This is a genomic window from Bradyrhizobium barranii subsp. barranii (assembly GCF_017565645.3).
In the GTDB taxonomy this organism is placed as follows: Bacteria; Pseudomonadota; Alphaproteobacteria; order Rhizobiales; family Xanthobacteraceae; genus Bradyrhizobium; species Bradyrhizobium barranii.
In genome coordinates this window covers 1,742,500-1,759,747 of sequence record NZ_CP086136.1, presented here as the reverse complement: position 1 = coordinate 1,759,747, position 17,248 = coordinate 1,742,500, and the positions used below count along the sequence as shown (strand labels likewise).

Genomic DNA, 17,248 nt, shown 5'->3' with positions numbered 1-17,248 from the left:
GATTTGTTCTCATTCGTTAAGAATTGTGGCGGAGATGAGCTGTGGACGAACGAGTCCTGGCTTGTGGACGGACTCGGCAGCCAGTTGCGCAGATTCCGCAAATCACATCACTTGATCCGCGACAGGCTCGCGCTGATCCGAGGGGATCGCGACAGCGACGTTGAGGGAGCGCGCCGGGCCGACCGCGTGCGTATCAAAGACAACAAAAAGGCAAGAGGTCGAGACGGAATGTCCCTGCTCGAAGGCACTATCGATTCCAGAAATCACCCGCTCGCGGTGGTCGAGGACATCGCTGCCAGCAACAACTGGCCGTTCGAACGCTCCGGCGAAGACGAGCTCACGATTGTCTCCAAGGGACAATGGACCGACTATCAGATCTCCTTCACCTGGATGGGTGAGATCGAGGCGCTGCATCTGGCTTGCGCCTTCGACATGAAGATTCCGGTTGCGCGGCGGAGCGAAGTGCAACGGCTGGTCGCTGCGGTCAACGAGCAATTGTGGGTCGGCCATTTCGACCTGTGGACCAACACCGGCATGATCATGCACCGTCAGGCCCTGGTGCTGCCGGGCGGGCTCACCGCCTCGACCGCGCAATGCGAAGCCATGCTCGCCGGCGCCATCCACGCTTGCGAGCGCTACTTTCCCGCGTTCCAGTTCGTGGTGTGGGCCGGCAAGACCACCGCGCAGGCGATGGACGCGGCGATGTTCGACACGGTGGGAGAGGCGTAAGGCCTCTCTCCAAGATGGTGAGGGGCGCGCGCGCCCTCCTCAGCATCGTGCCGGACAAGCGGAGCGCAGATCCGGACCCAAACCGTGTGATTTCTCCGTATCGCGCGATGCTTGTTGCTCCGCCCTCCATCCACTAGAACCGCCTGTGGTTATGGGTCCCGGCCTTCGCCGGGACGACACCTTTGTTTGTGGTGACCACAGTGGCAGACAGCAGCACTCTCAAGAACATCACCGGCACCATCCTCCTCGCCGGCGCCGGCAAGATGGGCGGCGCGATGCTGACCGGATGGCTTTCGGGCGGACTCGACCCGCGTCGCGTCGCGGTGATCGATCCGCACATCTCACCTGAGATCACCGCGCTTGCCGCCAACGGCGTTGCGCTCAATCCCGATGTCAGGGCCGCCGGCACGGTCGAGACGCTGGTCGTCGCGGTGAAGCCGCAGATGTTCCGCGAGGCCGGCGCCAGGCTGAAGCAATTCGTCTCCGCCAAGACCTCGGTGGTCTCGATCATGGCGGGAACCACGATCGCATCGCTCGAAGAGGTCTGCGGTGGCGCCGTGGTGCGCGCGATGCCGAACACGCCGGCCGCGATCGGTCGCGGCATCACGGTCGCCGTCGCGGCGAAGAACGTCAGCACCGCGCAGCGCGCCGTGGCCGATGCGCTGCTGCGCGCTACCGGCTCGGTCGAATGGGTCGAGGATGAAGGCCTGATGGATGCGGTCACCGCGGTGTCCGGCTCAGGCCCGGCCTATGTGTTCCTGCTCGCCGAAGAGCTCGCACGCGCCGGCGTCGAGGCCGGACTGCCCGAGGCGCTGGCGACGAAACTTGCACGCGAAACCGTCGCCGGCTCTGGTGAACTTCTGCATCGGTCGGAGCTGCCGTCCAGCACGTTGCGCCAGAATGTCACCTCGCCCGGCGGCACCACGGCCGCGGCACTCGGCGTGCTGATGGGTGAGCCGGGCCTGCGCGAGCTGATGATCCGCGCGATCGCGGCCGCGACGAAGCGGTCGAAGGAGCTGGCGAAGTAGGCAGGTAGGGTGGGCAAAGCGGCTTGTCCGCCGAAGCTCGACGAAGCGAAGGCGGAAGCGTGCCCACCAACTTCGTTCGCGATCCCAAAAAGATGGTGGGCACGGCGCTTTGCGCCTTTGCCCACCCTACGGCATTCGCGCTCGCCGCTACGCCCCCAGCCGCTTGTTGAACATCTCGACATTCACGAGCCCGCGCGCGTGGCGGCCTTCGCCGAGCCTGCGCGGGCCCTCGAACGCCTCGACCTCGAAACGGATGACGCGGCGCTCGACTGCGACCACCTTCGCGGTGGTCCGCACCGTCGCGCCGACGAGAGCGGCTGCGAGGTGGCGGATATCGACTTCGGTGCCGACGGTGACCCAACCCGGCTGAAGCGCGGCGCGGATCGCATCGCCCGACGTCATCTCCATCTCCAGGATCATCATCGGCGTCGCATAGACCATGGGCATGCCGGGCACGAAATGCCCGACCGTCCGCTCAGCCGGCACCACCAGCGTGCGCTCGGCGCTCATGCCGACCTTGATGAAGTCGCGTGCGTCCATGGTGCTTGCTCAGTGTCGTCCCGGACAAGCGAAGCGCAGATCCGGGACCCATAACCACAGGACGTCGTGGTTACGGGGACTCGGAGTTATCGCTTCGCCAGATAACCACTCCCTGTGGTTATGGGTCCCCGCTTTCGCGGGGACGACAGTTGTGATTGGCGCTACAGCGCTGGCTATTTCTTCGCAGCCGCCGCGCGCTCCACAAAGGTCTTGCCGCCCTTCATCTTGTGACGGAGCGGGGCTTCGTTGATCTGGATGACGACGGTATCGGCATCGACGCCGAGATTCTTCACCAGGGCCTGGGTGATGTCGCGCATCATGCCGGCCTTCTGCTCGTCGGTGCGGCCTTCGGCCATGCTGACGGTAATCTCAGGCATCGTTCTCTCCCTTGCGGCCGAACACCGGCCATTGACGGTCGCCATCAAACAAGACGTGGATGCCCAGGACAAGCCCGGGCGTGACGGCCTTCCGGAATGGCTATCCCCACTTTACGTCATGGCGGCCCAGGACTTCGCGCACCTTTGCGACGAGGTCGGCTTCGCTGCACGAGAACTGCGCCGGGCGGCTCTCGCGCCACTCCTGGTTGGAGGCGATCGCGGCGGCGGCCTTGGCGCCTTCGATCAGATCCTTGATCTGCAGCTCGCCGCGCGCCTTTTCATCCGAGCCCTGGATGATCACGCAAGGTGAGTTGCGGCGGTCGGCATATTTGAGCTGGTTGCCCATGTTCTTGGGATTGCCGAGATAGAGCTCGGCGCGAATGCCGGCAGCGCGCAAGGACGCCACCATCTTCTGATATTCGGCAACGCGGTCGCGATCGAACACAGTGACGACGACGGGGCCGAATTCGGGCCGCATGTCGAGCTTGCCGAGCAGCGTCAGCGCGGCCTGGAGCCTGGACACGCCGATCGAGAACCCGGTCGCCGGCACCGGCTCACCGCGGAAGCGCGAGACGAGGCCGTCGTAACGTCCACCGCCACCGACCGAGCCGAACCGCACGGGCCGGCCCTTCTCGTCCTTGGTCTCGAGCAGCAGTTCGACCTCGTAGACGGGGCCGGTGTAATATTCGAGGCCGCGCACGACGGAGGGGTCGATGCGGATACGGTCCGCGCCGTAACCCGACGCCGTGACCAGCTTGGCAATCTCTTCCAGCTCGCTCACGCCGGCCTGACCAATCTCGCTCTTGGCGAGGTAGGTTTCCGCTGCGGCGATCGCGTCTTTCCAATCGTCGCGCGGTTTGGTGATGGCGAGAACAACATCAGCCTCCGCCGGGCTCAGGTTCGCGCCCTTCGTGAAGTCGCCCTTGCCTTCTTCCCCGCCATCCCATCGTCCGGGACCGAGCAGCTTGCGCACTTCGTCGGCAGAAAACTTGTCGAGCTTGTCGATCGCGCGCAGCACAGTCAGCCTGCGCGCGGCGTTCTCGTCACCGCCGAGCCCGATGGCTTCCAGAACGCCGTCGAGCACTTTTCGGTTGTTGACCTTCACGACATAGGAGCCGCGCGCGATGCCGAGCGCCTCCATCGTGTCCGCGGCCATCATGCAGATCTCGGCATCCGCCGCCGGCGTCGCCGAGCCGACCGTGTCGGCGTCGAACTGCATGAACTGGCGGAAGCGGCCGGGGCCGGGCTTCTCGTTGCGGAACACGTAGCCGACGCGGTAGCTGCGGTAGGGCAGGACCAGAGCGTCGGTCCCGTAGCGCTCGCCGACGTAACGTGCGAGCGGCGCGGTCAAATCGTAGCGCAAGCTGATCCACTGCTCGTCATCGTCCTGGAACGAGAACACGCCCTCGTTCGGACGGTCCTGATCGGGCAGGAACTTGCCGAGCGCGTCGGTGTATTCCATCGCCGGCGTTTCCACGGGCTCGAACCCGTAGAGCTCGTAGACGGCGCGGATCTTTTCGACCATCTCGCGCGTCGCCCGGATCGCGGCGGGATCGCGATCCTCGAGCCCGCGCGGCAGGCGCGCCTTCAGTTTCTGGGGTTTTTTGGGTTTCTCGGCCATGCGCGGCGTTTACCAGCCGACGCGCGGTGCGGCAACCAAAGTTCGCTTTACCTCGCCCCGCTTCGGGGAGAGGGGAAGAGAATCTACGGCTGCTCCATCCGGGCCCTCAGCGCATCCGCATCCGCCTTTGGCAGCGACTTCAGCGTCGGCTTGATGGTCTCGCCGCCAACGATCTTGCCGTTGCGCATGAACATCCAGTCTGAAATGTCGGCTTCGCTGAACTTGACCGCGTCGCCGGCCCGCTTGCCCGGCAGATCGCGCGGCTCGTTGGCGAAGAGGCCCGAATAGGTGCCGTTCGGCAGCTTCTTCACGTCGCCGATCCAGATATGCTCCCCGCCCCTGCGGGTCGAAAAGCGCACCTTCAAGGCGTGCCCGGTCTCCGACGGCTTTGGCGCGTCATAGGACGCCCAGAAGGTGGGAAGCGTACCGCGGGCGCGCGCGATCGCGGTGTTCATCTCGGGATCGGTGGTGCGCACGTCGACGATCGGCGAGCGGTCTTGCGCGACGACCTCCGGCATGGGCCCAATGGTCAGGATGCCGAAAACGCTGACGCCGGTGATTGCGGCGAGAACGACCCATTTCATGGGCTGGGAGAGTTTTGTTGCCATGTTCGCGATGTCCAGGATGCTTCGATATCTCCTGGCTTTGTCGCGTGTCGGCAGCAGCACGTTCATAGCGCAATAAGCCACAAACGTTGCGCGTTTCCCCTCTCCCTTGTGCGAGAGGGGAAACGTAATCGCCGTCGATCAAAACACCTTGCGGATCCAGTTGTGCGGATCGTTGGTGCGGCCGTACTGGATGTCGATGAGCTGCTTGCGCAGGCCCGTGGCGACGGGGCCGGCGGCGCCGCCGCTGATCTCGAAATCGCCGCTCACCGAGCGCACCTTGCCGATCGGCGAGATCACGGCAGCGGTGCCGCAGGCGAACGCTTCCTTCAGCTTGCCGCTCGCCGCATCCTTGCGCCACTGGTCGAGCGAGTACGGCTCCTCGCGCACCGTCTTGCCGGCATCCTTCGCGAGCGCAATGATGGAGTCGCGGGTGATGCCGGGCAGGATCGTGCCGAGCGGCGGCGTCGAGAGCGAGCCATCCTCGAACACGAAGAAGACGTTCATGCCGCCGAGCTCCTCGATGTAACGGCGCTCGACCGCGTCGAGGAAGACGACCTGATCGCAACCGTGCTGGATCGCTTCGGCCTGCGCACGCAGGCTCGCCGCGTAATTGCCGCCGCACTTGACGGCGCCGGTGCCGCCGATCGCGGCACGGGTGTAGTTCTCCGAGACCCAGATCGAGACCGGCGCAGGTCCGCCCTTGAAATAGGAGCCAACCGGCGAAGCGATCACCGCGAAGATGTATTCGGACGACGGCTTGACGCCGAGGAAGGTCTCGCTCGCGATCATGAAGGGGCGCAGATAGAGGCTGCCCTCGCCGCCCGGCATCCAGGCGCGATCGATGCGCACGACCTGCTCGACCGCCTCGATGAAGACGTCCTCGGGCAGCTGCGCCATCGCCATGCGGTCGGCGGAATCCTTGAAGCGGCGCGCATTGGCGTCGGGGCGGAACAGGTTCACACCGCCGTCGTCACGCTTGTAGGCCTTGAGGCCTTCGAAGATTTCCTGCGCGTAGTGCAGGACCGCGCCGGCCGGATCGAGCTGGAAGTTGGCGCGCGCCTCGATGCGTGCTTCGTACCAGCCGCCCTTGGCCTGATTGTAGCGGACGATCGCCATGTGATCGGTGAAGACCCGCCCGAAGCCGGGATCCACCAGCTTGGCGACGCGGTCCTTCTCGGATGTCGGATTGGATGCGGGCTGGATGTCGAATTTCATACTCATGTCCTTGCCTCCCGCTGCCGGTAGCGGCGCTGTTCTGGCGCCCGCCTGCCCTGTTTGGGCCCGGCTGGCTTGATTAGGTTGTGGCTGGACCGCCGCCAGCCTTGTTACGGCCGGTTTCCGTGGCCAGCATGTCGCCGAGGACATGCTTTTGCGGAAGGCGGAAGTCCAGTATGTTTTGCCGAAATGCCGCTCGACAATCGCACGGTAGATCTGCTTCGGCCGTCGCCGCCTGTCCGGCTCTCTCCGGCCGCTCCTAGAACTGCCACCCGACGCGAAGCGATCTAAAATTTCGTGCGGGCTGATCGTTTTGTAACATTGAACCCAAGATACGTCAATATGCCTGACATAAATTTCGCAACTCCCTCTCAAGACGCAGCCGAGCCGCGGCCGGCCGCAGGCGATGGAGGCAATTTGCGCTGGGATATCATCGAACTGCTGTTCTTCGCCTATCGTGATTTCGTCGGCGATCCCGACCAGGAGCTGGAGGCTTTCGGCTTCGGCCGGGCCCACCACCGGGTCATGCATTTCGTCTATCGCTATCCCGGCCTCAAGGTGGCCGACCTGCTCGATGTCCTGCGCATCACAAAACAGTCGCTCGGCCGCGTGCTCAAGCAGCTCCTGGACGAGGGCTATATCGTGCAGAAGACCGGCGACAATGACCGCCGCCAGCGCCTGCTCTACGCGACGCCGAAGGGCGAGGCGCTGGTGCAGAAGCTCGCCGGGCTCCAGACCACGCGAATCACCAAGGCGCTCGCCGAGCTGGCGCCGCAGGATGCCGATACCGTCAAGCGTTTCCTGCGCGCGATGATCGACCGCGACGATCCGGACAAGGTGCTGGAGACGATCTTCGCCAACGTCAATCAGGACGGAAAGGAGTGAACGTGCCGTTCGCTGCCACGCTCGCCCGCCCGCCGGTAGAACCGGCCGACGATGCGCCGCATCTGCTGCTGGTCGACGACGACCGCCGCATCCGCGATCTGTTGTCGCGCTTCCTCGCCAGCGAAGGCTATCGCGTCACCACCGCCGCAAGCGCCGGCGATGCACGCTCGAAGCTCATGGGCCTGCATTTCGATCTCCTGATCCTCGACGTCATGATGCCCGGCGAGACCGGCTTCGATCTCGCCCGCTTCATCCGGACTTCCTCCTCGGTGCCGATCGTGATGCTGACGGCACGGCACGAGGCCGAAGCCCGCATCGAGGGCCTGCAGATCGGCGCCGACGATTACGTGGCAAAACCGTTCGAGCCGCGCGAGCTTGCGCTGCGCATCAACAACATCCTCAAGCGCGCCGCACCGCCGCCGCAAACCGCCGCGGTGGAGAAGATCGCGTTCGGCCCTTACGTCTACCATCTCGATCGCGGCGAGCTGCGCCAGGGCGAGGAGGTCATTCACCTCACCGACCGCGAACGCGAGATGCTGCGGATTCTCTCGGAGACACCGGGCGAGACCGTGCCGCGCAGCGCGCTCACCGGCAATGGCAGCGTCAACGAGCGCGCCGTCGACGTGCAGATCAACCGCCTCAGGCGCAAGATCGAGACCGACCCCGCCAATCCGCTGTTCCTCCAGGCGGTGCGCGGCATCGGCTACCGCCTGGTGGCCTCGCCATAAAGCAGTGAAGCGCGACCGATGAGCACGATCGATACCGGCCTGACGCTGTTGAAGAGCGCCGCCGGCCGCGTCTCCGCCGCCTATGGCTGGATGGGCAACGCGTTCAAAGGCTGGATGCCGACCGGCCTCTATGCGCGCGCGCTCCTCATCATGATCGTGCCGATGGTGATCCTGCAATCGGTCGTCGCCTTCGTGTTCATGGAGCGGCACTGGAACACGGTGACGCGCCGCCTGTCGGCTGCTGTCGTGCAGGACATCGCCGCGCTGATCGACGTCTACAAGGGCTATCCGCAGGACAAGGACCGCAACGAGATCCGCCGCATCGCCCAGCAGCGCCTCGGGCTCGTGGTGGACTTCCTGCCTGCCGGTGACATGCCGCCGCCGGGGCCAAAGCCGTTCTTCTCGCTGCTCGACCAGACGCTGTCGGTGCAGCTCGGCCGCCAGATCGGACGCTCGTTCTGGATCGACACCGTCGGCCGCTCCAACCTCGTCGAGATCCGCATCCAGCTCGACGATGCCGTAATGCGCGTGTTCGCGCAGCGCAGCGCCGCCTATGCCTCGAACTCGGAGATCTTCCTGTTCTGGATGGTCGGCACCTCCTCGATCCTCCTGATCGTCGCCGTGCTGTTCCTGCGCAACCAGATCAAGCCGATCCTGCGGCTGGCAGACGCCGCCGAGAGTTTCGGCAAGGGCCGCGAGGCGCCGAACTTCAGGCCGCGCGGCGCGCGCGAGGTACGGCGCGCGGCGGTCGCCTTCCTCGAGATGAAGTCACGCATCGAGCGCACGATGGAGCAGCGCACCGCGATGCTTGCCGGCGTCAGCCACGATCTCCGCACCATCCTGACCCGGTTCAAGCTCGAGCTGGCGCTGATTGGCGACAACCCGGAGCTCGAGGGCATGCGCAAGGACGTCGACGAGATGTCGATGATGCTGGAGGACTACCTTGCGTTTGCCCGCGGCGATTCCGGCGAGCAGTCGCAGCCGACCGACATGGCGCAGGCGCTCGAGGAGCTGCGCAGCGACGCCGAGCGCCACGGCCACACCGCGACCGTCGCGTTCCACGGCCTGCCCGTGGTGACCGTGAAGCCGGCCTCGTTCAAGCGTTGCCTCGCCAACCTCGTCACCAACGCGGCGCGCTACGGCAAGAGCATCGCCATCAACGGCCAGCGCGATCACCGTTATTTGACCGTCACGGTCGAGGACGACGGCCCCGGCATTCCCGCGCACTTGCGCGAAGAGGTGTTCAAGCCGTTCCTCCGTCTCGACAACGCCCGCAACCAGGACGAAGGCGGCACGGGCTTGGGGCTAGCCATCGCCCGCGACATCGCGCGCTCGCATGGCGGCGACATCACCCTCGGCGACAGCCCGATGGGGGGATTAAGGGCGAGTGTCCGGATTCCGGTGTAGGCGGCTCTTCCCTTCTCCCCTTGTGGGAGAAGGTGGCGCGAAGCGCCGGATGAGGGGTTGTTTCCTCGAATTCAGAAGTAAGAGAGTCACGCGCGGAGAGATACCCCTCACCCGTCTCGCCGCTACGCGGCGAGACACCCTCTCCCACAAGGGGAGAGGGGAAGACAAACCTACTTCGGCAGCAACGCCTTCAACTTGTCCATGTCGCGCACGTTCATCTTGAAGCCGCCGGGCATCACGATGTCGCCGGGCTTCTGGTCGGGCTTGCAGGCCCCCAGCCACTTGGCTTCGAGCTGCATCGTGGTGTCGCGGCCTGCTGCGCCGGCGGCGCCGCCTTGCGCATGCGACGAGGTCTTCACCGTATAGGCCGAGTTGAAATCGCCGGTGATCTCGGCATGCGAGGTCGTGCTGATGCCGGCGACGTTGCACTCGGAATCACTGACATAGCCGGTCGCGGTCTTCTTGATGTCCTGCTTGGCGCAGATCTGCTTGGCCATCGGGGAGACGTTGTTGTTCATCTCCTTGTCGACGGTCTCGTCGGTGCAGTGCTGCATGGTCATCTCCGGCATGGGCGTGCCGGTCCTGACCATCTTCATTTCCCAGAGACCGGCCTTGCGCACCGGCAGATCGTCAGCGCCGGCGCTGCCTGCCGACACCACAAGACAAAGGGCCGAGCCGAGCAAAGCGAGCTTGCGCGTCATGTGGGAAGCTCCCAACGTTCCGAAAGCGCCTCAGTACAGCGTGCGGATCGGCTGTTGGGCAGCGCCATAGGGCACCCAACGGCAGGAGAACGAGATGTAGCCGCCCTCAAAGGCCTGCACCGCGAGGAATTTCACGACCTTGCCGTAGCGCGCGCAGTGATCGACCGCGACCTGCCGCGCATCCGCCTGGGTCGCCAGCGAATAAGCGATGATGCCGCCGGTGTCGTTGCCCTTGAACGGAGGCACCGGAAGGAGATCGGCGCGTGCCGACTGGCTGGCCATCATACCCAGGGCAAGAAAGCCCGCGGCCGCAATGATTCGCATTCCCGTCACTCCAATTGGTTGGCGCCAGTTTACGGTGCCGGGAGGTCCATGAAAAGAACTGATGCCCCGCCGGCTGCGAGGTTGGGGTCAACTCTTGGCCAAGTGTTGCCGCGCTGCACTTGACCTGCCCCGGCCTTCGCGGCACCGTCCATCCTTCGCAAGACCCAGCTGTCCGGATTGCCCATGCGCGCCCTCCCCCTGAAATCGCTCCGCTTTGCCACCTTGCTTGGCCTCATGTTCGGAGCGCTGTCGCTCGGTGAGGCCAGGGCTGCCAATCCGCTGGAGCTGAACTTCTGGCTGAACGGGCCGCGCTATGACGGCGCCGTCGTCGATTGCGAGAGGGCGCTGCCGACCATCGCCACCCAGTTCTGGGAGAAGGAAAGCTCGTTCTGGAATTCCTCGTTGAAGATCACCGGCTTCGCCGCCGTTCACGAGATCGCGTTCCGGCCCTGGCAGTCCGACAACATTCCGCGCCGCTATTGCACCGGCGACGCCATGCTCAATGACGGCAAGGTGCGCAAGGTGCATTTCTCGATCATCGAGGATGGCGGCTTCTCCGGCTACGGCAATGGTGTGGAATGGTGCGTGGTCGGGCTTGACCGCAACTGGGCCTACAATCCGTCCTGCCGCGCCGCCAGGCCCTGAGCCTCGATCGAAAGGCCTGAATCGGACTGATCAGGCGCCCAGCGGGCCGGCCCGAATTTTGTTCTTGAAATGTTCTTGTTGCCTGCTAGGCTGATTGCACAGTCTAGTTGAGGGGCGTCGCCATGTTTCATTTTAGATTGCATTCGTTCACCCGTCTCGTGATCTCACTGACCCTTCCTCTGGTTCTGGCCGCCGGGCTGGTCGCGCTGCCGGGCGGCGCGAAGGCCCAGGACAAACGGCAGAACGCGCCCGGCGAATTCGACTTCTATGTGCTGTCGCTGTCATGGTCGCCCTCGTTCTGCGAGGAGGCGTCCGAGCGCAACCGCGGCGGCGGCGGTCGCTCGCAGATGCAGTGCAGCGGGCGGCCCTACGCGTTCGTGGTGCACGGGCTGTGGCCGCAATATGAGAATGGCTTCCCCGAATATTGCCAGCGGCCGTCGCCACGCCTGAACCGCAACATCGTCTCTTCGATGCTCGATTTGATGCCGGCGCCGGGGCTGATCTTCAACGAGTGGGACAAGCACGGCACCTGCTCGGGGCTCGACAGCCGCAATTATTTCGAGACGATCCGAAAGGCGCGCGCCGCGATCAAGATCCCCGCGGAATATCTCGAACTGTCGCAGGCCAAGACCGTGGCGCCGGGCGAGGTGGAGGAAGCCTTCATCAAGGCCAATGCGGGCCTGAGCAACGCGGCCATCTCGGTCACCTGCAATCGGACCCGGCTCTCCGAGGTCCGCATCTGCCTCAGCAAGGACCTGCAATTCCGGGCCTGCGAGGAGATCGAGCGCCGCGCCTGCCGCCGCGACCAGGTGACGATGCCGCCGATCAGAGGTGGCTAGTACCCACTTTTCTTGGAACGTGAGTCGTGATTCAAGGTCGGGATGATACCCGAAGCAAGAGAAGTCCACCTTTCGAGGAAAGATCGCAAGGTGCTTGAGGCGTGCTGTCGCTCACCGGTGACGTTGCAGCGCGATTTGAAGCGGGCGCGGATAGTTCTGTTGGCGGCGGATGGGCGCAGCACCCGGTCGATCGCCAAGGAAGTTGGGGTCCAGCCGCGGATTGTCAGCCTTTGGCGGCATCGCTATGCCGACCATGGCCTTGAAGGGCTGCAAGACAAGCCGCGGCCTGGCAAGCAGCCGATCTATACGAAGACGACCGACAAGCGGATTCTGAAGCTGCTGGATAAGCCGCCACCGCAAGGGTTTGCGCGCTGGACCGGCCCCCTGCTGGCCGAGGCGCTGGGCGATGTCGATGTCCAATATGTCTGGCGGTTCCTGCGCAGCCACAAGATTGACCTGGTGGCTCGCAAGTCCTGGTGCGAGAGCAACGACCCGAACTTTACGGCCAAAGCCGCCGATGTTGTCGGCCTCTATGTCGCGCCGCCGGCGAAGGCCATTGTGCTGTGCGTGGACGAGAAGCCCTCGATCCAGGCTTTGGAGCGAGCGCAGGGTTATCTGAAGTTGCCCAATGGCCGCGCCTTAACCGGCCAAAGCCACGATTACAAGCGGCATGGCACCACAACATTGTTTGCGGCGCTCGAAGTCGCCACCGGAAAGATCATCGCGACCAATTCAAAACGCCGGCGCCGCGTCGAGTTTCTCGATTTCATGAACAGCGTCACCGCGGCTTTTCCGAACCGCAAGCTTCACGTCATCCTCGACAACCTCAACACCCATAAAAAGAACGAGGACTGGCTCAAGGCCCACCCCAACGTGCAATTTCATTTCACGCCGACAAGTGCGTCATGGCTCAATCAGGTCGAAGTATGGTTTTCCATCTTGCAGGGGCAGTCGCTCAGCGGCACCTCCTTCACGAGCCTCAAGCAGCTTCAGGAACACATCGATGCCTACGTCAACGCATACAACGACAGAGCCGAGCCCTTCGTCTGGACCAAGAAAAAGGTCCGTCAACGCCGTTTCAAAGGCCGCCGTATCACTCAGCTCTGATTCCGGGTACTAGTCCAAGTGTTTGTGCCCCGGACGCAGCGCCGGTTCGGCGGTGCGCTGCAGAATCGGGGTCCATGCCGGCACAGACGCGCATGCCGCTTTGCTCAAGCCGAGACGTAGCGTAGTCCTGTCTCATGAACTACCGTCACGCCTTCCACGCCGGAAACTTCGCCGATGTCATCAAGCACATCGTGCTCGCGCGCATCATTACCTACCTTCAGGACAAGCCGGGCGCATTCCGTGTCATCGACACCCATGCCGGCGCCGGCCTCTATGATCTCGAAAGCGACGAGGCGCGCCGCAGCGGCGAATGGCTGACCGGCATCGCGCGGCTGATGCAGGCGCGCCTGTCGAACGACGCCGTGGCGCTGGCCAAGCCCTATCTCGACATCGTTCGCGCCTACAATCCGAAGGGCGAGCTCAAGACCTATCCGGGATCGCCGCTGATCACGCGCGGCCTGCTGCGGCCGCAGGACCGCCTCGTTGCCTGCGAGCTCGAGCCGAAGGCGCGCAAGGCGCTGATCGGTGTGCTGCGCCGCGACGAACAGGCGCGCGTGGTCGATCTCGACGGCTGGGTCGCGCTGCCGGCCTTCGTGCCACCGAAGGAACGGCGCGGGCTCGTGCTGATCGACCCGCCGTTCGAGGCGAAAGACGAGTTCGAAAAGCTCGGCGACGCCTTCTCGGCGGCTTTCGTGAAATGGCCGACCGGTATCTATGTAATCTGGTATCCCGCCAAGAGCCGGCGCGCCACCGACACGCTGGTGCAATCAGTGGCGCGGCTCGCAGCCGCAGCAAAACCACCAGGAAAATGTCTGCGTCTCGAATTCAGTGTCGCGCCGCAGCTTGATGGCGCCGCCCTCACCTCCGCCGGATTGTTGATCGTCAATCCGCCGTACACGCTGCATGGCGAGCTCAAGACGATCCTGCCCGAGCTGGAGATACCGCTCGGACAGGGCGGAGCTGCCAGATTCCGATTAGAGGTGCCGAGGCCGTAACACACCGGCATTCTTGGGAAAAAGATGCAGGAGCGGTAGTCAATCTGCAGAGAACCGTATTATGCTGTTTCCGTGACTGGCTTTACGTTCCGCTTCCGCGAATGGTTGCGGCGGAGTGAAGGCCTAAGAAAGATCCGATCGGACCGAAAGAAAGGTCCGCCCAAGGATGGCCAGCTCCCGGGCTTCGTAAGGCCCGGTCATGTCGTGACGTGAGTCTGCGTCGCGACGGAGGAGCAATGAGGGGGAGTTTCCCGATGGCCATGACGGGAACGGTCAAGTTTTTTAACGGCGAGCGCGGCTACGGTTTCATCAAGCCCGACGACGGCGGGCGCGACGTCTTCGTGCACATTACTGCTGTGGAGCGGGCGGGACTGAAAGATCTCGCCGAAGGACAGCGCATTACTTTTGAAGTCGAGCCGGACAAGAAGGGGAAGGGACCAAAGGCAGTCAATTTGGTCATCGTCTCCTAGAGCGTTTTCGAGCGAACACCTGGCGAAAAAAATCCCGGCCGCGAGCGGCCGGGAGGCTGTTGTCCGGTATTTTCTTCTTCAACTATCAGAAGTGATAGTTCACGCCTGCGCGCACAACGCTGGCGCTATAGCCGTTTGACACGCCGGTAATTGCGAACTGGCTCGTCGACAGATCGATGTAGAGATATTCGAGCTTGGCGCTCCAGTTCGGCGCGAAGCCGACTTCCGCGCCGGCACCGATGGTCCAGCCTGCGGTGGTGTGCGACTCCGTCCAGCCGAATGTCTGCGCGCGCAGTTCGCCGAAGGCGAGGCCGGCGGTGCCGTAGAACAGCACGTTGCTGAAGGCATAGCCCGCACGGCCGCGCAGCGTGCCGAACCAGGGGTTGGAGAACTTCCACGGCGCGAAGGTGTCATCAGCGCCCGCGGCCTGGATATCGCCCTCGACGCCGAACACCCATGGACCGTTCTGGAAATTGTAGCCGGCCTGTACACCGCCGACGAAACCGGAGGGCTTGACGGGCGAGTTACTCACCGAGCCCCACTCATAGCCGAGATTGGCACCGAGATACGGACCGGCCCAACTATAGGCATTGAGCGGCTGATTGACGGTGTAGGGCGCACCCTGCCCGTAATTGAGATCGGCGGCCTCTGCCGAAGCTGTCCAGCCGGCTGCAACCAACACGGCTGCGCCTACAACGAACCCCCTCATCGGTACTCTCCAACGCAACGGCCGCCCCCCGCGATGCCTGCGCCGCCGCGCAAGGCAAAATCGCATGGTTACGGAACCTCCTCTTTTTCGCGTAAGATTTATCGAGAGTTTTAAGTTAAAGGCCTGTTAAGCCGGGTTACCACGCTCTTAACAGGCTTAAGCAAGTGTTACCCGGAACCGCGCCGCCATCCTGTGTGTGCCGCAAGGCTGGAACTTCAAATCGGCACCCCCAGCGCTTAAATTCGCATCATGGCTCACGATTCCACCGACAATCCGGACGACGCACGCGCGCGCAAATCTCCGCGCGGCACGACGGCCGACGCCCCGCCGGAGAGCCTGGCGCCGCCGGACCTCGATCCCGCCACCACCGCTGGCGAGGACGAGGACGACGCGCTGCTGCCTGACATCCTGGAGGAGAGCGGCGCGGTCGGCGAAGAGCCGCTGGCGACCGGCCATGAAGCGATCGAGCGCGCGGTCCGCCTCGCGCCCACCTCGCCGGGCGTCTATCGCATGCTCAGCGCCAATGCCGACGTGCTCTATGTCGGCAAGGCCAAGAACGTCAAAAAGCGCCTGTCGAACTATGCGCGCCAGAGCGCGCCGCAACCGGCGCGCATCCTGCGCATGATCGCAGCCACGGTGACCGTGGAGATCGTCTCGACCAACACCGAGACCGAAGCGCTGCTGCTGGAAGCCAATCTCATCAAGCAGCTCCGGCCGCGCTTCAACGTGCAGCTGCGCGACGACAAGTCGTTTCCCTACATCCTGATCACCGGCGACCATTGGGCGCCGCAGATCCTCAAGCACCGCGGCGCGCAGACCCGGCCCGGGCGCTATTTCGGCCCGTTCGCTTCCGCCGGCGCGGTCAACCGCACCATCACCGCCTTGCAGCGCGCGTTCCTGATCCGCTCCTGCACCGATTCCTTCTTCGAGAGCCGCTCGCGGCCCTGCCTGCTCTACCAGATCCGCCGCTGCGCCGGCCCCTGCACTCGCGAGATCGACTTCCCCGGCTATACGACGCTGGTGCGCGAGGCGACGGACTTCCTCTCCGGCAAGAGCCAAGCGGTGAAGCAGGAGCTTGCCGGCGAGATGGAGAAGGCCTCCGGCGAGCTCGAATTCGAGACCGCGGCACTCTACCGCGACCGCCTCGCCGCGCTGTCGGCGATCCAGTCGCAGCAGGGCATCAATCCGCGCACGGTGGAGGAAGCCGACGTGTTCGCGGTCCACCAGGAGGGCGGTTTCTTTTGCGTCGAAGTGTTCTTCTTCCGCACCGGTCAGAACTGGGGCAACCGCGCCTATTTCCCGCGCGCGGAGAAGACCTATCCGCCGGAGGAAGTGCTGGGGTCCTTCCTCGCCCAGTTCTACGACGACAAGCCGCCGCCGAAGAACATCCTGCTCTCGCACGAGATCGAGGAGAGCGAGCTGCTCGCCAACGCGCTGTCGATCAAGGCCGGCCACAAGATCGAGGTCTCCACGCCGAAGCGCGGCGAGAAGAAGGAGCTGGTCGCCCACGCGCTGACCAACGCGCGCGAGGCGCTCGGCCGCAAGCTCGCGGACACCGCGACGCAGAGCCGGCTGCTCGACGCCATGGCGACGACGCTGAGCCTGCCGCATTCACCCAAGCGCATCGAGGTCTACGACAACAGCCACATCCAGGGCACCAATGCGGTCGGCGCCATGATCGTCGCCGGCCCCGATGGTTTCGTGAAGAACCAGTACCGCAAGTTCAACATCAAGTCGGAAGGGCTCACGCCGGGCGACGATTACGGCATGATGAAAGAGGTGCTGGAACGCCGCTTCAAGCGCCTGATCAATCCGCCCGAGGACGCCGCCGGCAAGGCCAAGGACGACGACTTCCCGCAATGGCCCGACCTCGTGATCATCGACGGCGGTCGCGGCCAGCTCAACGCCGTCCGGGAGATCTTTACGAATCTCGGCCTGACCCAGGTGTCGCTGATGTCGGTCGCCAAGGGACCGGACCGGGATGCCGGCCGCGAAACCCTGTTCATGCCGGAGCGCGAGGCAATCAAGCTGGAGCCGCGCGATCCCGTGCTTTATTTCATCCAGCGCCTACGCGACGAGGCCCACCGCTTCGTCATCGGCTCGCACCGCAAGCTGCGCAAGAAGGACATCCGCGAGGCCGGTTTGCAGGAAATTCCGGGCATCGGCCCGTCACGCAAACGTGCCTTGCTGCACCATTTCGGAACCCTGAAGGAGATCGAGCGGGCCTCGATCGCCGATCTCGGCAAGGTTCCGGGGGTGAGCGCCGAGAGCGCTCGCAGGATTTTCGACTATTTCCATCCCCAGCCGGGGTGAACTAAGG

General features: G+C 64.2%; 19 protein-coding genes. 11 read left to right on the top strand and 8 right to left on the bottom strand.

Annotated elements, in window-relative coordinates; genetic code table 11:
* The first annotated feature begins 228 nt into the window (after window positions 1-228).
* Window positions 229-729, top strand: coding sequence for a type III secretion system chaperone family protein (locus tag J4G43_RS08600; RefSeq protein ID WP_028169834.1), 501 nt, complete (start codon window positions 229-231; stop codon window positions 727-729).
* Window positions 730-920: 191 nt separating this feature from the next.
* The gene (gene proC / locus J4G43_RS08595; protein WP_225004744.1) at window positions 921-1,757 is read left to right on the top strand and encodes a pyrroline-5-carboxylate reductase; all 837 of its coding nucleotides are present in this window, start codon (window positions 921-923) and stop codon (window positions 1,755-1,757) included.
* 147 nt (window positions 1,758-1,904) lie between these two features.
* Here the strand turns inward: proC and J4G43_RS08590 are convergent, their stop codons facing one another.
* The 5 genes from J4G43_RS08590 to J4G43_RS08570 form a co-directional block, all read right to left on the bottom strand.
* Window positions 1,905-2,297: a thioesterase family protein gene (locus tag J4G43_RS08590; protein ID WP_208084526.1), complete on the bottom strand. Its 393-nt coding sequence runs from the start codon at window positions 2,295-2,297 to the stop codon at window positions 1,905-1,907.
* A 173-nt stretch (window positions 2,298-2,470) separates the two neighbouring features.
* Entirely contained in the window at window positions 2,471-2,674 is a 204-nt protein-coding gene (locus J4G43_RS08585) for a tautomerase family protein (protein WP_225004742.1), read from the bottom strand.
* Window positions 2,675-2,774: 100 nt separating this feature from the next.
* On the bottom strand, window positions 2,775-4,295 hold the full coding sequence (gene hisS / locus J4G43_RS08580) for a histidine--tRNA ligase (RefSeq protein WP_208084524.1): 1,521 nt from the start codon (window positions 4,293-4,295) through the stop codon (window positions 2,775-2,777).
* Between the two features lie 83 nt (window positions 4,296-4,378).
* The gene (locus J4G43_RS08575; protein ID WP_208084523.1) at window positions 4,379-4,903 is read right to left on the bottom strand and encodes a YegJ family protein; all 525 of its coding nucleotides are present in this window, start codon (window positions 4,901-4,903) and stop codon (window positions 4,379-4,381) included.
* Between the two features lie 138 nt (window positions 4,904-5,041).
* The gene (locus tag J4G43_RS08570) at window positions 5,042-6,124 is read right to left on the bottom strand and encodes a branched-chain amino acid aminotransferase (RefSeq protein ID WP_063985572.1); all 1,083 of its coding nucleotides are present in this window, start codon (window positions 6,122-6,124) and stop codon (window positions 5,042-5,044) included.
* A gap of 336 nt (window positions 6,125-6,460) precedes the next feature.
* On the opposite strand from J4G43_RS08570, the gene J4G43_RS08565 reads away from it, so the two are divergent.
* Genes J4G43_RS08565 through J4G43_RS08555 form a run of 3 tightly spaced genes read left to right on the top strand, consistent with a single transcriptional unit; the run spans window position 6,461 to window position 9,138 of the window.
* On the top strand, window positions 6,461-7,003 hold the full coding sequence (locus J4G43_RS08565) for a MarR family winged helix-turn-helix transcriptional regulator (protein WP_063985573.1): 543 nt from the start codon (window positions 6,461-6,463) through the stop codon (window positions 7,001-7,003).
* Window positions 7,000-7,731: a response regulator gene (locus J4G43_RS08560; RefSeq protein WP_028169830.1), complete on the top strand. Its 732-nt coding sequence runs from the start codon at window positions 7,000-7,002 to the stop codon at window positions 7,729-7,731. The genes J4G43_RS08565 and J4G43_RS08560 overlap by 4 nt, the downstream gene beginning before the upstream one ends.
* A gap of 18 nt (window positions 7,732-7,749) precedes the next feature.
* The gene (locus J4G43_RS08555; RefSeq protein ID WP_208084522.1) at window positions 7,750-9,138 is read left to right on the top strand and encodes an ATP-binding protein; all 1,389 of its coding nucleotides are present in this window, start codon (window positions 7,750-7,752) and stop codon (window positions 9,136-9,138) included.
* Between the two features lie 170 nt (window positions 9,139-9,308).
* On the opposite strand, the gene J4G43_RS08550 is transcribed toward J4G43_RS08555, so the two are convergent.
* Window positions 9,309-9,839: a DUF3617 domain-containing protein gene (locus J4G43_RS08550; protein ID WP_208084521.1), complete on the bottom strand. Its 531-nt coding sequence runs from the start codon at window positions 9,837-9,839 to the stop codon at window positions 9,309-9,311.
* A gap of 30 nt (window positions 9,840-9,869) precedes the next feature.
* Window positions 9,870-10,163 carry a hypothetical protein gene (locus J4G43_RS08545; RefSeq protein WP_063985576.1) on the bottom strand — a complete coding sequence of 98 codons (294 nt, stop codon included), beginning with the start codon at window positions 10,161-10,163 and terminating at the stop codon, window positions 9,870-9,872.
* A gap of 183 nt (window positions 10,164-10,346) precedes the next feature.
* On the opposite strand from J4G43_RS08545, the gene J4G43_RS08540 reads away from it, so the two are divergent.
* The 5 genes from J4G43_RS08540 to J4G43_RS08520 all read left to right on the top strand — a co-directional run bounded on the left by J4G43_RS08540 (window position 10,347) and on the right by J4G43_RS08520 (window position 14,219).
* Complete coding sequence (locus J4G43_RS08540; RefSeq protein ID WP_063985577.1) at window positions 10,347-10,808, top strand: hypothetical protein; 462 nt, start codon at window positions 10,347-10,349, stop codon at window positions 10,806-10,808.
* A gap of 122 nt (window positions 10,809-10,930) precedes the next feature.
* Window positions 10,931-11,647 (top strand): ribonuclease T2 family protein, encoded by a 717-nt coding sequence (locus J4G43_RS08535; protein ID WP_028152821.1) that lies wholly within the window; start codon window positions 10,931-10,933, stop codon window positions 11,645-11,647.
* 42 nt (window positions 11,648-11,689) lie between these two features.
* Window positions 11,690-12,754, top strand: a complete 1,065-nt coding sequence (locus tag J4G43_RS08530) for an IS630-like element ISRj1 family transposase (RefSeq protein WP_208084520.1) — start codon at window positions 11,690-11,692, stop codon at window positions 12,752-12,754.
* Between the two features lie 134 nt (window positions 12,755-12,888).
* Window positions 12,889-13,749 carry a 23S rRNA (adenine(2030)-N(6))-methyltransferase RlmJ gene (locus J4G43_RS08525; RefSeq protein ID WP_208084519.1) on the top strand — a complete coding sequence of 287 codons (861 nt, stop codon included), beginning with the start codon at window positions 12,889-12,891 and terminating at the stop codon, window positions 13,747-13,749.
* Between the two features lie 254 nt (window positions 13,750-14,003).
* Window positions 14,004-14,219: a cold-shock protein gene (locus J4G43_RS08520; RefSeq protein WP_063986700.1), complete on the top strand. Its 216-nt coding sequence runs from the start codon at window positions 14,004-14,006 to the stop codon at window positions 14,217-14,219.
* 85 nt (window positions 14,220-14,304) lie between these two features.
* Here the strand turns inward: J4G43_RS08520 and J4G43_RS08515 are convergent, their stop codons facing one another.
* Entirely contained in the window at window positions 14,305-14,928 is a 624-nt protein-coding gene (locus J4G43_RS08515) for an outer membrane protein (protein ID WP_014491976.1), read from the bottom strand.
* A gap of 249 nt (window positions 14,929-15,177) precedes the next feature.
* Here J4G43_RS08515 and uvrC point away from each other — a divergent pair, with 249 nt between their 5' ends.
* Window positions 15,178-17,241, top strand: a complete 2,064-nt coding sequence (gene uvrC / locus J4G43_RS08510; protein WP_208084518.1) for an excinuclease ABC subunit UvrC — start codon at window positions 15,178-15,180, stop codon at window positions 17,239-17,241.
* Window positions 17,242-17,248: the final 7 nt, after the last annotated feature.

Bases quoted from the DNA above. Each gene is read 5' to 3' on its own strand.
- J4G43_RS08590 (WP_208084526.1), bottom strand. From the start codon at position 2,297: ATGGACGCACGCGACTTCATCAAGGTCGGCATGAGCGCCGAGCGCACG.
- J4G43_RS08585 (WP_225004742.1), bottom strand. From the start codon at position 2,674: ATGCCTGAGATTACCGTCAGCATGGCCGAAGGCCGCACCGACGAGCAG.
- J4G43_RS08555 (WP_208084522.1), top strand. From the start codon at position 7,750: ATGAGCACGATCGATACCGGCCTGACGCTGTTGAAGAGCGCCGCCGGC.
- J4G43_RS08540 (WP_063985577.1), top strand. From the start codon at position 10,347: ATGCGCGCCCTCCCCCTGAAATCGCTCCGCTTTGCCACCTTGCTTGGC.
- uvrC (WP_208084518.1), top strand. From the start codon at position 15,178: ATGGCTCACGATTCCACCGACAATCCGGACGACGCACGCGCGCGCAAA.
- J4G43_RS08545 (WP_063985576.1), bottom strand. From the start codon at position 10,163: ATGCGAATCATTGCGGCCGCGGGCTTTCTTGCCCTGGGTATGATGGCC.
- J4G43_RS08600 (WP_028169834.1), top strand. From the start codon at position 229: ATGTCCCTGCTCGAAGGCACTATCGATTCCAGAAATCACCCGCTCGCG.
- J4G43_RS08570 (WP_063985572.1), bottom strand. From the start codon at position 6,124: ATGAGTATGAAATTCGACATCCAGCCCGCATCCAATCCGACATCCGAG.
- J4G43_RS08535 (WP_028152821.1), top strand. From the start codon at position 10,931: ATGTTTCATTTTAGATTGCATTCGTTCACCCGTCTCGTGATCTCACTG.
- J4G43_RS08515 (WP_014491976.1), bottom strand. From the start codon at position 14,928: ATGAGGGGGTTCGTTGTAGGCGCAGCCGTGTTGGTTGCAGCCGGCTGG.
- J4G43_RS08520 (WP_063986700.1), top strand. From the start codon at position 14,004: ATGGCCATGACGGGAACGGTCAAGTTTTTTAACGGCGAGCGCGGCTAC.
- hisS (WP_208084524.1), bottom strand. From the start codon at position 4,295: ATGGCCGAGAAACCCAAAAAACCCCAGAAACTGAAGGCGCGCCTGCCG.
- J4G43_RS08550 (WP_208084521.1), bottom strand. From the start codon at position 9,839: ATGACGCGCAAGCTCGCTTTGCTCGGCTCGGCCCTTTGTCTTGTGGTG.
- J4G43_RS08530 (WP_208084520.1), top strand. From the start codon at position 11,690: ATGATACCCGAAGCAAGAGAAGTCCACCTTTCGAGGAAAGATCGCAAG.
- J4G43_RS08525 (WP_208084519.1), top strand. From the start codon at position 12,889: ATGAACTACCGTCACGCCTTCCACGCCGGAAACTTCGCCGATGTCATC.
- J4G43_RS08565 (WP_063985573.1), top strand. From the start codon at position 6,461: ATGCCTGACATAAATTTCGCAACTCCCTCTCAAGACGCAGCCGAGCCG.
- J4G43_RS08575 (WP_208084523.1), bottom strand. From the start codon at position 4,903: ATGGCAACAAAACTCTCCCAGCCCATGAAATGGGTCGTTCTCGCCGCA.